At 67.6% G+C, this 15,678-nt stretch carries 12 protein-coding genes; 5 read left to right on the forward strand and 7 right to left on the reverse strand.

From position 1 onward, the window contains the following. Positions 1-151 precede the first annotated feature (151 nt). The 6 genes from CAL13_RS13055 to CAL13_RS13080 form a co-directional block, all read right to left on the reverse strand. On the reverse strand, positions 152-883 hold the full coding sequence (locus tag CAL13_RS13055; protein ID WP_086072616.1) for a helix-turn-helix domain-containing protein: 732 nt from the start codon (positions 881-883) through the stop codon (positions 152-154). A 74-nt stretch (positions 884-957) separates the two neighbouring features. Further along, positions 958-3,957, reverse strand: a complete 3,000-nt coding sequence (locus tag CAL13_RS13060) for an autotransporter domain-containing protein (RefSeq protein ID WP_086072617.1) — start codon at positions 3,955-3,957, stop codon at positions 958-960. Between the two features lie 141 nt (positions 3,958-4,098). Continuing rightward, positions 4,099-4,899 carry a transporter substrate-binding domain-containing protein gene (locus CAL13_RS13065; protein ID WP_086072618.1) on the reverse strand — a complete coding sequence of 267 codons (801 nt, stop codon included), beginning with the start codon at positions 4,897-4,899 and terminating at the stop codon, positions 4,099-4,101. A 79-nt stretch (positions 4,900-4,978) separates the two neighbouring features. Next, positions 4,979-5,707, reverse strand: coding sequence for an amino acid ABC transporter ATP-binding protein (locus CAL13_RS13070; RefSeq protein ID WP_086072619.1), 729 nt, complete (start codon positions 5,705-5,707; stop codon positions 4,979-4,981). After that, positions 5,691-6,344: an amino acid ABC transporter permease gene (locus CAL13_RS13075; protein WP_086057782.1), complete on the reverse strand. Its 654-nt coding sequence runs from the start codon at positions 6,342-6,344 to the stop codon at positions 5,691-5,693. Before CAL13_RS13075 ends, CAL13_RS13070 begins: the two co-directional genes overlap by 17 nt. Further along, positions 6,341-7,090, reverse strand: coding sequence for an amino acid ABC transporter permease (locus CAL13_RS13080; RefSeq protein WP_086057783.1), 750 nt, complete (start codon positions 7,088-7,090; stop codon positions 6,341-6,343). The genes CAL13_RS13075 and CAL13_RS13080 overlap by 4 nt, the downstream gene beginning before the upstream one ends. 185 nt (positions 7,091-7,275) lie before the next feature. Here CAL13_RS13080 and CAL13_RS13085 point away from each other — a divergent pair, with 185 nt between their 5' ends. The 3 genes from CAL13_RS13085 to CAL13_RS13095 all read left to right on the forward strand — a co-directional run bounded on the left by CAL13_RS13085 (position 7,276) and on the right by CAL13_RS13095 (position 9,225). Further along, positions 7,276-7,656: a nuclear transport factor 2 family protein gene (locus CAL13_RS13085; protein ID WP_086072620.1), complete on the forward strand. Its 381-nt coding sequence runs from the start codon at positions 7,276-7,278 to the stop codon at positions 7,654-7,656. A gap of 131 nt (positions 7,657-7,787) precedes the next feature. Next, positions 7,788-8,513, forward strand: a complete 726-nt coding sequence (locus CAL13_RS13090; RefSeq protein ID WP_086072621.1) for a 2OG-Fe(II) oxygenase — start codon at positions 7,788-7,790, stop codon at positions 8,511-8,513. A 349-nt stretch (positions 8,514-8,862) separates the two neighbouring features. Further along, a complete protein-coding gene (locus CAL13_RS13095; protein WP_157664872.1) occupies positions 8,863-9,225 on the forward strand; it encodes a lysozyme inhibitor LprI family protein in 363 nt (120 codons plus the stop codon). Positions 9,226-9,240: 15 nt separating this feature from the next. On the opposite strand, the gene CAL13_RS13100 is transcribed toward CAL13_RS13095, so the two are convergent. Continuing rightward, the gene (locus CAL13_RS13100; protein WP_086059450.1) at positions 9,241-10,137 is read right to left on the reverse strand and encodes a LysR family transcriptional regulator; all 897 of its coding nucleotides are present in this window, start codon (positions 10,135-10,137) and stop codon (positions 9,241-9,243) included. 198 nt (positions 10,138-10,335) lie between these two features. Here CAL13_RS13100 and CAL13_RS13105 point away from each other — a divergent pair, with 198 nt between their 5' ends. Together CAL13_RS13105 and CAL13_RS13110 are read left to right on the forward strand one after the other, a co-directional pair. Then, positions 10,336-10,950: a LysE family translocator gene (locus CAL13_RS13105; protein ID WP_086057787.1), complete on the forward strand. Its 615-nt coding sequence runs from the start codon at positions 10,336-10,338 to the stop codon at positions 10,948-10,950. A 165-nt stretch (positions 10,951-11,115) separates the two neighbouring features. Beyond that, positions 11,116-15,648 (forward strand): DEAD/DEAH box helicase, encoded by a 4,533-nt coding sequence (locus tag CAL13_RS13110; RefSeq protein ID WP_086072623.1) that lies wholly within the window; start codon positions 11,116-11,118, stop codon positions 15,646-15,648. The last annotated feature ends 30 nt before the right edge of the window (positions 15,649-15,678 follow it).

Below are 15,678 nucleotides of genomic sequence, written 5' to 3' on the forward strand. Positions count from 1 at the left end.
ATCGTCTCGGTCAGTCTCGTGATAAAGCCGCGGCGCACGGCGGCACATCAGCGCCATCCGCCGCGGTTCAAAGTCGCACAGCATAGCCGGGCGGGGCGGAAACCGGTTGTCCGTGCTTCCACGATTCTGTGCCATTCCTTTGGAGTTGCGCCTATTTCGCGGCGCGGCGGTATGCCCCGGGCGTGACACCGCGCGACCGGCGCAACCGTCGCGTCAGGGTGCTCTGGTCCGCATGCCCGGTACGCCGCGCGACTTCGGCGATGGGCAGGGTCGTGGAGGCGAGCAGGCGCTGCGCGGCATCCAGCCGCATATCGACGAGCGCCTCGTGGGGCGTTTTGCCGATGCGGTCGCGGAACAACTGGTAGATCCTGGCGGTGCTTGCGCCCGCGCCACGCGCGATGTCGGCGACCGAGAGGTCGCGGTCCAGATGGCGACGCATCATTCCAAGCGCCCGTTCGATGACCCGCGCGCCTGGATCATCGGCAGGTTTTCCGTTCGCGCCAAGCGCCTGCAGCATCAACGCCGACCAGGGCCCGTGAAGCGAAGCCGGGACATCGTTCTGCATGGGCAGGGCCTCGAGATAATCGAGCAGGTGCTGCAGCGCCGGCGTAAAGGTGAAGAAAGGCGGGCGATCCACATCCGGCGGATCGCCGTGCGCGTTGCCCACGTCCAGCACGACAAAGGCGTTGCGGCCGTGCGCCCGGAACGCATGGTCGCAGCCCGCCGCAATGAACGCGCCCCGGCCTTGCGCCACCATCCCGCCCCGGCCTTCGATGTCCAGATGCAGCACGCCGGCGCGCGGCAGCACGATCTGATGAAAATCGTGCCGGTGCAGACGCACCTCTTCCTGGTATTGTCTGATGCTGAGCTGCCGTCCCGTCATACCGGATACCGAGGGATGCCTTGAAGCGGGACAGCATAACGAAAAACGCCGCCGCGCGGCTGCGCCCGTCGAGGTCAGAACGCCCAGCTGGCCCTGGCCTGGATGGCGTGCGACTGAGCGCTGCGCGCGAGTTCCCCGCTGTAGCCCAGCGTAAACCGCATGCCGGCGGGGGACTCGACGCCCACGCCGCCTTCCAGCAGCAAGGCATCGCGAGCGACTGGCAGGCCGGCAACGTGGAACGCCTCGCCATCGGCAAAGCGCATCCGCGCGGCCGGCTCGATGCTGCCATAGGCGTGCCGCCAGCCCGTGCCGCCGTGCAAGGACCAGCGCGACCCGTCGTGCGCCTCCCAGCGGCTGGCCCCACGCAGGCCGAGCGTCGAAAAACTGAGGTGCTGGCTCGCCTTGTCCGCCCGCAAACCCGCCGTGCCCGATTCCGAGAAGCGGCCGCGGCGTGTGTCCAGATACGAAAGGCCGGCGTACGGCTCCAGCGTCGCGGCGCCCGATTCGAACGGCATGCCGGCTTCTCCGAACAGCTGCCAGGTACGCGCCTTGTAGCGGCCGTCGGCGCTGCCGAACGCTCCCGTATCCCGCCGGGAGGACACGCCATGCCAACCATAGGCGCTGCCATACCTGAGGTTCAGCCCGCCTGCGCGGGTGGCGCCATAGGCACCCATGGTGTAGGTATCCAGCTTCGCATTGCTGCGCCGGTCCCGCACCTTCACGCCGCCGTGCGAAAACCCCGCCATCGCACCGAGTCTGGTGTGCGGCGCAACCTGCGAATCGGCGCCGATCAGGATTCCCGAGCTGGCTGTCTCCAGCCCAGCGGCATGGCCCACGCCGGACAGTTTGTCGCGCGACCCGGTATAGCGCGCCCATGCCGCCTTATCGTTGCCCTGCCCGGCCACGGCTGCGGGCGCGGATGCCGATCCATCGGCGGCGTTGCCGCCTTGCATGCCGCGCGCACGGCCCAGGGCCGCCTGCCCGATCCGCCATGACTGAAGATTGAGCGCGGTCAGCATGCTGGCATGCGATTCGCCCGACCACAAGTCGAACTGGCGCGGCAGCCCTTGCGTACGGGTCGCCATGACGGTAGCGTCGTACGGCCCCAGCCCGGCCGTGGCGCTGTCAAGGGCGCGCGCTACCGCCCGCTGGTTCCGCGTGCGGGCCGCCACGCCGAAGGGCCTGGCATTGCGTGAAACCGCGAAGCGGTAGCGCCCGCGATCCTGCCCCTGCGTGCCCTGCGCGAAGTCGAGGAACAAATAAGGATTCTCGACCGGCGCGAAGTCGCCGCTCACGCCGCCGCCGGCCTCCAGGATGGTGAAGGTCCGGCCAATGGCGGCCGGCTTGATGCCGATGACCTGCAGCCGGCCTTGGTCGATACGCGCGGCGCCGGCGACCGAGATGCGGTCCGCCGTGGCGCCATCGCCGGCAATGCTGACGCGGTACACCCCTTCGCGGCGCTGAACGTAGTCTCCCGCCACATGCAGCGCTTTGCCGGGATTGCCCGGCGCTACGATGCCCGCAACGTCGGCCGGCCCGACCGTGCCGGCTCCGGAGAGCGTTCCGCCACGCTCGACTGTCAGCCGGGATGATGCGATAGAGCCCTCCACCGCGAGCGTGCCGCCCCGGACGACGGTGGGGCCCGTGTACCGGTTCGCGCCGGTCAGCAACAAGGTTCCCGCGCCCCGCTTGGTCAGCCCGCCACGACCCGTGATGTCGTTGCGCCACCAGGAATCATGGCCCTTGGTGTCCACGTCGAAGATCGGGTCGAAACCTTCCGCCCCGAATTCCACCGGCCCGCGCACCGCGCGGCCGAGGTCCAACAATCCACGGCCATACAAGGCCCGATCGGCGAGATGACCGGAGCGGTCTGCCGAAGTCAGCAGCACTTCGGCGACTTGCCGCGCCGTCATGTAGGGGAAGGCCTGACGCAGCACTGCCGCCGAGCCCGCGACAAGAGGAGCGGCGAATGATGTTCCGGCCATGCCGCGAACTTTGTAGCGGCCATTTACCCAGGTCGTATAGAGGAACGACGACGCGGCATCTTCCCCGGCGTCAGGACCGTCGCCGCCCGGAGCAGCGATGCACCACCGCCACGCCACACCGCAGCCGTTGCTGTAGCTGGCGATTGTCCTGTCGCGGCGCACTGCGACGGCAGCAATCAATGTCCCTTCCAGATCGCGGAAATCGAAGGCGCGCAGCCGCGGGTCCTGAAGGTCTATCTTCGGATAATTCTCGGGAGAATAAGCGGACATTTCCCACTCCTGTCCCCCATCGACAATCTGGTATATCCCCGCCGCATGGTTGCCCGGATGAATGAAGGGCAACAGACCGAACCCCCCGGGATGCCGTGCGGCCACGGGATGAACCCCTGCTTCGTTCCCGGCGGCGTAAACAGTAAGGACATCGTTTGCGGCCGCGTAGCGCAGCGCCTCGGCCTCGTCGCTGAAATTCTGCAGCCGTCCATCGGATCCAAGGAGCAGCGTCTGGATCGATTGCGGCGTGTACGTGGGATTCGCGTCTTCCGCATCCATTTCCGGCAACGGATACACCTGTGGCGCATAGCTGCCGTTGATGACGCGTACGCCATTGTCCACCGCCTCGCGAATCGCCTCGTCGGAAAACATTGGGCCGCCATCGTAGAAGCCCTGCACCGGGAAGAGCGTGGCGTCGTACGCCACTCCATGCATGCCGATGCCATCCCGGGCTGCGGCGAGGAGCCCCGCCACCGCGGTGCTGTGAACACCCGGCTCGATAACGTCACCTGTGGCGGCATCGATCTGCGTGCCCCAAGGCCATGCGCGTCCCGCGAATTCCGGGTGGCCGTAGGCGCCGCCATCGTCCACGACGCCGACGCGCACGCCCTTGCCCGTATAGCCCATGGCATACGCCGGGGCCGCATTGATCATTCCCAGGCCCCAGGAAGCCTGGTACTCGGCCGTGCGAAAGCTCTCCTCTGGCGCGGCGTACAGCGAGACGGGCATGAATAGGCTGCCCATCACCGTACGGCGCATCAGATGAGACAAAGCCGCGCGGCGGGCATGCGGGCCGGCCGCCCTTTTGGATATCGCCATGATGGATTCGGAACCATGAGAGGAAAAAACGAGAGCCTCTAGTGGTCCCCGTTTCCCTTTGGTTCCGCCGTACCGCCGATGGCGATGGCGATGGCGGTGGCGGTGGCGATGGCGCGCGATGCGCGCCGGCTCAAATGCCGATCAGCTCTGCACCTGCGTAATGCGGGCCGGCAGATCGCGGCCGTGATACTTCTTGTAGATGGCATTCAGCCTGCCGTTCTTCAGGTTCTCGCGAACCCAGTTGTCCACCCAGTTCTTCAATGCGGGCTGGTCCTTCTGCAAGGCGATGCCCAGGTCGAAGTCCTTCTGCTCGAATTTCATCTCCAGATTGCGCTGGGGCGCGCGCTTCTGCATTTCGGCAAGATTGGACGGCGTGCTGGAAAAGATGTCTATCTGTCCTGTCACCATGGACGTGATAAGCGTGGCATCGTCCTCGTAGCGCTTGATGTCGGCGCCCTTGGCTTTTTCCGTCGTGATGCTGTCGTTGACCGTCGCGCGGGTCAGGCCGATCGTCTTGCCGCTGAGGTCGGCATAGTCCTTGATCCTGATGTCCTTCGGCGCGCCGACGATCAGGGAAATGACCGCGTATGGCACCGAGAAATCGACCACCTTCGCGCGCTCCGGCGTGATCGAAAGATCGGCGATCACCAGGTCGGCGCGCCTGGCCTGCAATGTCGGCACACGGGCGGCATTGGTGACCTGGACGATTTCCAGCTTGACGCCCAGATCCTTGGCGAGCAAGGCCGCCGTATCGACGTCCGAGCCCGTGGGCTTCAGGTTCTCATCGACGTAGCTGAACAGCGGGGTGCCCATGGCGATGGCCACGCGGATCTTGCCGGCCTTCTTGATGTCCGCCAGTTCGTCCGCCGCGGCAAGGTGGGCCGTGCCGGCCAGCAGGAACGCGGCGGCGCAGCCGCGCAGGAAAAGATGTTTGAATTTCAAGTGTGTCTCCTGGTGGATGAACGGTCGATCGATTCGTTGATGAATCGCCGCGCAGACCGGCCGGGCGGCCGGCGCGGCGCTATAACCCGTTGCTGAGAAACGCGCGCAGCTCCGGCGTTTTCGGGGCGTCGAGCATGCTGCCGTCGCCGACTTCCCAGACCTTGCCCTGGTGCATGTAGATGATGCGGTCGGCCACGCGCTTGGCGAACGCCATTTCGTGCGTGACGAGCAGCATGGTCATGCCATCGGCGGCCAGGTTCTCCATCACGCGCAAAACTTCGCCCGTCAGCTGCGGATCCAGCGCGGAAGTCACCTCGTCGAACAGCATGACCTTGGGGGCCATCGCCAGCGACCGCGCAATGGCGACGCGCTGCTGCTGGCCGCCCGACAGTTGCTCGGGATAGGCGTCGGCCTTCTGCGCCAGGCCCACCTGCTCGAGCACCGACAGGGCGATGCGGCGCGCCTCGTCCCGGCTTTTCTTCTTGACGTGGCGCAGGGCCAGCATGATGTTTTCCTGCGCCGTCAGGTGGGCGAACAGGTTGTAGCTTTGGAACACGATGCCGACTTCCAGGCGCAGCTGGCGCAAATCCACGTCTGGCGCATCGACACGGATGCCGCACACTTCGATGCGGCCCTGGTCGATGGTCTCCAGCCGATCGATGCAGCGCAGCGCCGTGCTTTTGCCGGAGCCGCTGGCGCCGATGACCGCGATCATCTCGCCTTTGGCAACCTCGAAGGACACGCCCTGCAGCACCTGGTTGGAACCAAAGCGCTTATAGACGTCATCGAGCTTAACGATTGCCGACATTCAGCTTGTTCTCCATCGATTGGCTCCAGCGGGACAGCGGGTAGCACAGCGCGAAATAGAACGCGGCCACCAGACCGAACACGAGGAAGGGTTCGAAAATCGAGTTGTTGATGATCTGGCCGGCGCGGGTCAGCTCGATGAACCCGATCACCGACGCCAGCGAGGTCATCTTGATCAGCTGCACCAAAAAACCCACCGTCGATGGCAGGGCCAGGCGCACGGCCTGCGGAATAATGACCAGCCGCAGTGTCTGCCAGCGCGTCATGGCCAGGCATTCCGATGCCTCCCACTGCGGCTTGGGCATGGCTTGCACGCAGCCGCGCCAGATGTCGCCCAGATAAGCGCTGGTATAGATCATCAATGCCAGCCCCGCCGCCACCAGCGACGGCACTTCGTAGCCATAGACCGAGAGGCCGAAGTACACGATGAACAGCAGGATCAGCAGCGGAATGCCCTGGATGATTTCGATATAGACGAAGCCGGCCGTGCGCAGCCAGCGGCGCGGCGAAATGCGCGCCAGCATGACGCCGAAGCCGCCGATGCTGCCCAGCACGAACGCCAGGGCCGACAGGGCCAGCGTCCATCCGATCGCCTGCACCAGGTACCACAGGTGCGCCATTGAGAAGCCATTCATCATGCCGCCCCCCGCTTGATGGCCGTGGTCACGTTCGCGCGCTTGGGCGGCGCCTTGCCGGCCAGGGCGGCGGCGCGGCGGACGGCGCGCCGCCGCTTGAACGCGTACTCGCCCACCACCCAGGCGATGAGCTTGATCAGAAACGACAGGGCCAGATAGAGGGCAGCGACCACAAGGTACGTTTCCAGCGACCGGAACGTGTCGGACTGGACGGTATTGGCCACGGCGGTCAGCTCTTCGGCGGAGATCTGCGAGGCCACGGCAGAAGCCTGCATCATCAGCAGGAACTGTCCGGTCAACGCGGGATAGACCTTTTCGATGGACGGCTGCAGCATGACGTGCCAGCCGATGCGCCAACGCGACAGCCCCAGGCATTCCGCCGCCTCGATCTGGCCGCGCGGCACGGCCTCCAGGCCGCCGCGGATGATTTCGGCGGCATAGGCGCCGATGTTGACGATCATGGCCAGCACGGCGGCGGCGAACGTGGGCAGACGCACACCCACGCTGGCCAGCCCGAAGAACAGGATGAAAATCTGGACCAGGAACGGCGTGTTGCGGACCACTTCGATATAGGCCGCGCAGGCGCGCGACAGCAGACGGAACCGGCTGCGTTTGGCGAAGGCCACCAGCGTGCCAAGGATGACGCCGAAGAAGATCGCCACGGCCGTCATCTTCAGGGTCAGCCAGGCGCCCTTGAGGAACACCGGCCAATAGGGCCAGAGGCTGCTGAAATCCAGGGAAAAGCTCATCGCGCGTTCTGTCTCGTCTTATGGAGGCCCATGGCAGGGCCGGCTTTTGCGTATGGCCGCCGGCGCGATGCATGAGGTCCGGCAGACGCGGCGACTATAGCATTGATGTACGACAACGTACATGGTAAAAATCCCTATCCGCCGAACTCCCGGCTTTCGCTGCGCTGAAAAGCGTCTCTTGTTATATGACGACTGATGATGCTCGAATAGAAGTCGCCGAATGCGTCGAAGCGCTGAGGCGGCAGATGCTCGACCCGGATGGCGGCAGCCTGGCCGCCCTGACCGCCGATGCCCTGTCGTACGGCCATTCCAATGGCACGGTGGAAGACAAGGCCGCGTTCATCGACGCCCTGGTTTCGCGCCGCTCGGACTTCCGGCGCATCGAACTGAGCGAGCAGAACATCATTGTGGTCGGCGACGTCGCGCTGGTGCGCCATCTGATGGACGCGGACACCAATGACGGCGGCAAGCCCGGCCATGTGAGTCTGAGGATCCTGCTGGTCTGGCACAGGCAGGCGGACGGGTGGAAATTGCTGGCGCGCCAGGCGGTTCGCGCCCCCACATGATCTCGCAGGCCCGCGAACCGGCGGGCCGGCCGGATCGCGCACTGGCACCATTGGCCTACGGCGCAACAAGCGGAGTGCGCCACAGCGCCATGCCGCTAGACTGAAAGGCCCCCTCTTTTTTCGTGCCCGCCATGTCGCCGCCGCCCTTGCAAGAGCCGCCACAAGGTCTGAAAGACCAGGATTGGACCTCGGCCGAACGATTGCTCGACGCCAGCGGCTGCGCGGTGCTGCCGCGGCTGCTTTCGGACGCCCAATGCGACGCCGTGGCGGCCTGTTACGACGAAGCGGCAAGATTCCGCAGCCGTATCGTCATGAGCCGCCACGGCTTCGGGCAAGGCGAGTACCAGTACTTCGACTATCCGTTGCCTGAACTGATCCAGGCGCTTCGCGACCAGGCTTATGCGAAGCTGGCGCCCATCGCGAACCGTTGGAACGCCGCCATGGGCCATGCGGTGCGTTATCCCCCCACCCTTACGGGCTTTCTGCGGCGCTGCCATCAGGCGGGGCAAAGCCGCCCGACGCCGCTTCTGTTGCGCTACGGCGCGGGGGACTACAACTGCCTGCACCAGGACCTGTATGGTGAACACGTGTTTCCCTTGCAGATCGCGATACTGCTGTCCGCGCCAGGCACGGACTACAGCGGCGGCGAGTTCGTGCTGACCGAGCAGCGCCCGCGCATGCAGTCGCGCGTCCACGTCGTGCCCTTGAACAAGGGCGACGGCGTGGTGTTTGCGGTAAACGAACGGCCGGTGCAGGGCGTTCGCGGCACTTACCGGGTCAAGCTGCGCCACGGCGTGAGCCAGGTTCGCGCCGGCCGTCGGCACGTGCTGGGCGTGATCTTTCATGACGCCGCATGAGGGCCGTCCAGGCCGAAATTCTGAAACTCCGGCGCCGCCGTCCGGTATTTTTTGAATTCGCGATCTCGCGCGCCGTTTCAACGTCGCCCGCCATGCCGGACCGGCGCCCGCGCCCTACAATCGCCGCAGCCATTTTCCCGGCGCACCAAGGGACAACGAGCGTAGACAACGAGCGTAGACAACGAGCGTAGGAGCAAGAAACGGCATGAATCCGGCATCGACGATCACACGAGCCCTTGCAGGGTTGACCTTTGCCGCCGCGGCCGCCATCGCCGCGGCCGGGCCCGCGGTGCCGGCCTCGCCGCCAGGTACGGCAGCATCACAAGGTACCGGGTCATCGCAAGACTTGTTGTCACTGCAAGGCACGCCATCCGCCGCGGCAAACGAACTGAACGCCTGTGCGAAAGACATCGGCGGCCAGCCGCGCACGGCGCTGAAAGCCTGCCTGCAGAACCGCATCGACGTGGCGCGCAAGGCGATGCGGCAGGCCTACGCAACGACGGCGGCGCAACTTAAGCAGATCGATTCCGCCGCCACGCCCCATGCCATGCACGCGCTCGAGGCGTCTCAGAAAGGTTTCGACAGGTTCATGCAGAAGGAATGCAGGCGGCAGGGCGCTGCCCTGCTTGGCGGATCCGGCGCCGGCGATGTGGAGCAGGCTTGCCAGGCGGCGCTCATGCGGTGGCGCGCCGCCGCCTTGCGCCAGAACTGATCGGCGCGGCTACCCCTAGGCCCGAGCCGGCTGCATGCGCTCGGCCACGTAGTCGAGAAAACAGGCGATGCGCGACGCCAGCTGGGTGTTCCGGTAATACACGGCATGCACCGGCTGCCGCACATCGACGGTGTGGCGGGTCAGCACCTGCACCAGGTCGCCGCGCCGGCGGTCCTCGACGGTCATGAAGTCGGCCAGGCACACCAGCCCCTGTCCCGCCAGCGCCAATTGGCGCAAGGTTTCGCCGCTGGACGCCGCGAGCGTGGGCTGGATGGCCATCGACTCCCCGGACGCATGGCGCAACGGCCATTGGTTCAGGCTGTCCGGCTGGGTAAATCCCAGCAGGCTGTGGCGCGCCAAGTCGGCGGGCGTGCGGGGCTTGCCGCGTTCGGCCAGATAAGCGGGGCTGGCCAGGATACGCAAGGCGTTGCTGCCCAGGGGCCGCGCATGCAGCGTGGAATCGCGCAGGGGGCCGATGCGGATGGCGATGTCCGTGCGCTGTTCGAGCAAATCGATGATCTGGTCGCTCGTGTGCAGTTCGAGCGAGATTTCCGGATAGCGCGCCCGGAAGTCGCCCACCAGCGGCACGATCACATGCAGCATGAAGGGCGACGCCGCATTCACCCGCAGCAGACCGGCCGGACGCTGGCGCCGCACCGCCATCTGTTCTTCCATTGCATCGACCGACTCCACGATGCGGCGGGCCTCGGCCAGGAACACCTTGCCTTCCTCGGTAAGGGCGAGCCGGCGCGTCGTGCGTTGCAGCAGCGTCGTCTCCAGCTTGCGTTCCAGGCGGCCGAGCGCCCGGCTGATGGCCGATACCGTCTGGCCCAACTGGGCCGATGCGGCCGTGATGGAACCGGTGTCCACCACGGCAATGAAGGTCTGCATTTCGTCCAGTGTCGTCTTCATGCCCACATCTTAGACGCCCCTCTTCCCGCCATCCCGGATTCGTGGGCACAATGCCGGGATTCTTCGTGACGGCCGCCGGCCGCCCGGAGGCGGGCGCGACGCAACCGCGATGCGCCGCCATGCGAGCAAGCCGCGGCCACGCCGGTTCCCGTGCACACCACCGGGGACGCGGTTGCTACCCCCATCCGGAGACCACGCATGAGCATCGAATTCCTGATCACGTCGCTGATCGTCGTGGCCTCGCCGGGAACGGGCGTGGTCATCACCGTGGCCGCCGGCCTGACGCGCGGCACGCGCGCCAGCATCATTGCGGCCTTCGGCTGCACCCTGGGCATCGTGCCCCACATGCTGGCCGCCATGACTGGACTGGCAGCCGTGCTCCATGCCAGCGCGCTGGCCTTTCGCACGGTGCAATACCTGGGCGTCGCCTATCTCCTTTACCTGGCGTGGCAAAGCCTGAAGGACAATGGCGCGCTGTCCGTGGACGGCGATGCCGCCGCGCCCCGCTCCGCGCTGCGCGTCATCGGCTCGGCGATATTGACCAACCTGCTCAACCCCAAGCTGTCGCTGTTTTTCTTCGCCTTCCTGCCGCAGTTTCTCGCGCCCGGCGAGCCGGCGCCGCTGCATCGCATGCTCGAGATGAGCGGCGTCTTCATGCTGATGACCTTCCTGGTTTTCGCGCTTTACGGGGCGTGCGCCGCAAGGGTGAAGGACCGCGTCATCGGCCGCCCGGCGGTACTGGCCTGGCTGCGGCGCGGATTTGCCGCGGCGTTCGTGGCGCTGGCCGCCAAGCTCGCCATCGTGCGGCCCTGAAGACGGCTCGAAGGGCGCCAAAGCGGCCCGCAGCGGCATTCTGCCAGGCAGGCCTTGAAGCGGCTTGCGGCCCTTGCAGGGGCATTCGAGCGGCCGCGACACGGTCGCCAATGGCCCGCCGGCGGCGCGGTTGACTTCGGCCGCGGCGCCCCGATATAAGAAACCATGACCGCCCTTCCCGCCGGCGCCGAGGCGCTGGACGACTTCCACCCCGCCGTCGCCGCCTGGTTTCGCCGCGCCTTCCCGTCCCCCACCCCGGCGCAGCAGGCGGCGTGGCCGCTCATCCGGCAGCGCCGCCCCACCCTGATCGCCGCGCCCACCGGCTCGGGCAAAACGCTTACCGCTTTCCTCGCCGCCATCGACGAACTGGTGTGCGAAAGCGCCGCGGCGGGCGGCGCATTGCCCGACGAAACCACGGTCGTCTACGTGTCTCCGCTGAAGGCGCTGTCCAACGATATCCGCGTCAATCTGGAAGCGCCGCTGGCGGGCATCAACGACGCGCTGCGCAAGCTGGGTTTGCCCGATCACGGCATCCGCACCGCGGTGCGGACGGGGGACACGACGCAGCAGGACCGCAGCGCGATGCGCAAGCGGCCGCCGCACGTCATCGTCACGACGCCGGAATCGCTGTACGTGCTGCTGACGTCCAAGAGCGGCCGCGCGATGCTCGCCACCACCCGCACGGTGATCGTGGACGAAATCCATGCGGTTGCCGGCACCAAGCGCGGCAGCCACCTGGCCCTGAGCCTGGCGCGGCTGGACGCGCTTTGCCCGACGCCGCCGGCGCGCATCGGCCTGTCGGCCACGCAAAAGCCGCTGGACGCCGTGGCGCGCTTTCTGGCGGGCGCCCGGCACGGCAAGGATTGCGCCATCGTCGACATCGGCCACGGCCGCGCACGCGACCTGGGCATCGAGCTTCCCCCTGTGCCGCTGGAAGCCGTCATGGCGAACGACGTCTGGGAGCTCGTCTACGACCGTATGGCGGCGCTGGCCGTGCAGCACCGCACCACGCTGGTCTTCGTCAACACGCGCCGCATGGCCGAACGCGCTGCCCGCCATCTTGCCCAGCGGCTCGGCGAGGACGCAGTGGCCGCCCACCACGGCAGTCTGGCGAAGGAGCATCGCCTGCATGCGGAACAACGGCTGAAGCGGGGAGATCTGCAGGTGCTGGTGGCAACCGCATCGCTGGAACTCGGCATCGACATCGGCGATGTGGATTTGGTATGCCAGGTGGGTTCGCCCCGCGGCATATCGGCCCTGCTGCAGCGCGTCGGCCGCGCCGGCCATCATGTGGGCGGCATTCCCAAGGGCCGGCTGTTTCCCGTTTCCCGTGACGATCTGGTCGAATGCGCGGCGCTGCTCGATTGCGTGCGGCGCGGCGAACTGGATTTGCTGCGGATTCCGCGCGCGCCGCTGGATGTGCTGGCGCAGCAGATCGTGGCCGACGTTTCGTGCCGCGAGTGGCGCGAGGACGAGCTGTATGCGTTGGTGCGCCAGGCCGAACCCTACGCGGAGCTGCCGCGCGAACGATTCGATGCGGTGCTGCGCATGCTTGCGTCGGGCCACGTGGGCCGCCACGGACAGCGCGCTTCATACCTGCATCGGGATACGGTCAGCGGCACGGTGCGCGGCAAGCGGGGCAGCCGGCTCACTGCCATGACCTCTGGCGGCACGATTCCCGACAACGCGGACTACACCGTCGTGCTCGAACCGCAGGGGTTGAACATCGGCACGGTCAACGAGGACTTCGCCGTTGAAAGCCTGGCCGGCGACGTCTTTCAATTGGGCAATACCTCTTATCGCATCCTGCGCGTGGAGACGGGGCGCGTGCGGGTGGAAGACGCGCAGGGAATGGCGCCGAACATTCCGTTCTGGCTGGGCGAGGCTCCCGGGCGCAGCGATGAGCTTTCCATCGGCGTGTCGCGGCTGCGGCAGCGCGTGAACGACCTGCTGGCCCAGGGCGCCGCGCAGGAAAGGCTGGACCACGCGGCGCGCACGCTGTCCGGCGAAATCGGCATCGCCGAAGCCGCCGCGGCGCAGATCGTCGATTACCTGGCCGGGGCCAGGGCGGCGCTGGGCGAACTGCCGACGCGGGATACCCTGATCCTGGAGCGCTTTTTCGACGAGGCGGGCGGCATGCAGCTGGTGCTGCACGCGCCCTTCGGCAGCCGCGTCAACCGTGCCTGGGGCCTGGCATTGCGCAAGCGCTTTTGCCGCAGCTTCAATTTCGAGCTGCAGGCGGCCGCGACGGAAGACGCGATCGTGCTGTCCCTGTCCACCGCGCACAGCTTTGCGCTGGACGAAGTCTGGCGTTATCTGCGTTCGGGCAACGCCGAGCATGTGCTGGTCCAGGCGCTGCTCGATGCGCCGCTGTTCAATGTGCGCTGGCGCTGGACCGCGGGCGTGGCGCTGGCGCTGCCGCGCTTTTCGGGCGGGCGCAAGGTCGCGCCGCCCCTGCAGCGCATGAAGAGCGACGACCTGCTTGCCGCGGTCTTTCCGGACCAGGCGGCCTGCTTGGAGAACATTCAGGGCGAACGCGAAGTGCCCGACCATCCGCTGGTGGCGCAGACCATCGACGATTGCCTGCACGAAGCCATGGATAGCGAAGGCTGGCTGGCCGTGCTGCGCCGTATCGAGCAGGGCCGGGTCCGGCTCATCGCGCGCGACCTGCCCGCGCCGTCGCCGCTGGCGATGGAGATCCTGAGCGCGCAGCCCTACGCCTATCTGGACGATGCGCCGTTGGAAGAACGCCGCACGCGGGCTGTCATGGCCCGCAGATGGACCGACCCGGCCGCGGGCGGCGACCTGAGCGCGCTGGACCCGGACGCCGTCCAACGCGTGCGCGACGAAGCCTGGCCGCAGCCGCGCGATGCGGACGAAATGCACGAAGCCCTGAACGAGCTGGCTTGCGTCACGGTGGAAGAAGCCGATGCCCACGAGGGCTGGAACGCCTGGCTTGGCGCCTTGCTGCAAAGCGGGCGCGCCTGCCGCCTGCGCATCGCCGGCGGACACGTGTTCTGGATTGCCAGGGAACGGCTGGGCTGCGTCAAGGCGGCGGTGGCCGACCTCGCCGACACGCATGTCGACCCCGCGTTGCCGCCCGTGCCCGATGAGGCGGAATGGGACGTGGACACCGCGCGCCTGGACGTACTGCGCGCCCGCCTGAGCGCCAGCGGGCCGGTCACCGTGCAGACGCTCGAACGGCTGCTGCACTGGCCCGCCGGCGCCGTCGCGATGGCGCTGGCCCGTCTGGAAAGCGAAGGCAGCGCCATGCGGGGCCGCTTCACCCCCGGCGCGCGGGAAGAGGAATGGTGCGAACGTCACCTGCTCGCGCGCATACACCGCTACACCATCAAGCGCCTGCGCAGCGAGATCGAGCCGGTCTCCCGCCAGGACTTCATGCGTTTCCTGTTCGACTGGCAGCATCTGTCGGCCGATACCCGCTTGCGCGGTCCGCAGGCGCTGCCAGGGATCCTGGATCAGCTGGAAGGCTACGAGGCCCCGGCCGGGGCATGGGAAAGCGAACTGCTCGCCGCGCGCATCGCCGACTACGATCCCGCCTGGCTGGATGAACTGTCACGGGCGGGCAAGATCGCCTGGATGCGGCTGGCCGGCCCCTCTCGCACCAGCGGCAGCAGCCGGCCTGGCGCCGGTCCGGTGCGCGCCACGCCGATGGTCATCCTGCCGCGCCGCCAGCTGCGCATGTGGCAGGCCCTGCCCGCGGCCGATGGGGCCTTCGACGTATCGCCCCGGGCCCGCCAGGTGTATGACGCCATGCTCGAGGACGGCGCACTGTTCTATGACGAACTGCTGGCTGCAACCCGCGTGCTGCCCGGCCAGTTGGAAGACGCCCTGGGCGAACTCGTCGCCGCCGGGCTGATCGCGGCGGACAGCTTCGCCGGCCTGAGAGCGCTGCTGATGCCGGCATCGCGCCGCACCGCGCACGCCGCGCGCCGGCGCCGGGGGGCGATGCCGCAGCCGCTTGAGCTGGCCGGCCGCTGGGCGCCGGTGCGCCGCCCGGCGGATGCCGGCGCGACGGCGTTGGCGGACAGCCGCGGCGGCCGCGCGGCGGCATCCCCCCTTGCGGGCAGCCGCGGCCCCGCGCGGCGCCCGTCCGTCCCGCCGGATACCCTGGAACACATCGCCAGGGTCCTGCTGCGGCGCTACGGCGTCGTCTTCTGGCGGCTGCTTGACCGCGAACCGGACTGGCTGCCGCCGTGGCGCGAGTGGCTGCCCGTCCTGCACCGCATGGAGGCGCGCGGGGAGCTGCGGGGGGGCCGCTTCGTCGCAGGCCTGGCGGGCGAACAATTTGCCCTGCCCGAAGCCATCCCGGTCCTGCGCGAGGTGCGGCGGCGCCCGCCTGACGGCAGCCTGGTGCGGATATCGGCCGTGGATCCGTTGAACCTGTGCGGCACCCTCCTGCCCGGCGAGCGCGTGCCGGCCGTCGCCGGCAATCGCATCCTGTTCCGTGACGGGGTCCCCGTGGCCGCCTGGATTGCCCAAAAGGCCAGCACCGATCCGGCGCTGCCGGCCCACGAGCGCGAGGCCATACTGCGTGTGCTGATCGCCGGGAACGCCCACGGGGAGCCGGACGAAGCGATGGCGCCCGCCGCGCAGCCGGAATCCGGCGTGGACGCGCAGGCCCGCGACCCTGGTGTCCCAGGCCGTGCGAGGCGCGCCGCCGCCACACCGCGTTGAATCCGCGCCGAGGCGGCAAACGCCCCTCGG

Origin of the sequence: Bordetella genomosp. 9 (genome assembly GCF_002119725.1) — a bacterium.
Taxonomy (GTDB): domain Bacteria; phylum Pseudomonadota; class Gammaproteobacteria; order Burkholderiales; family Burkholderiaceae_B; genus Bordetella_C.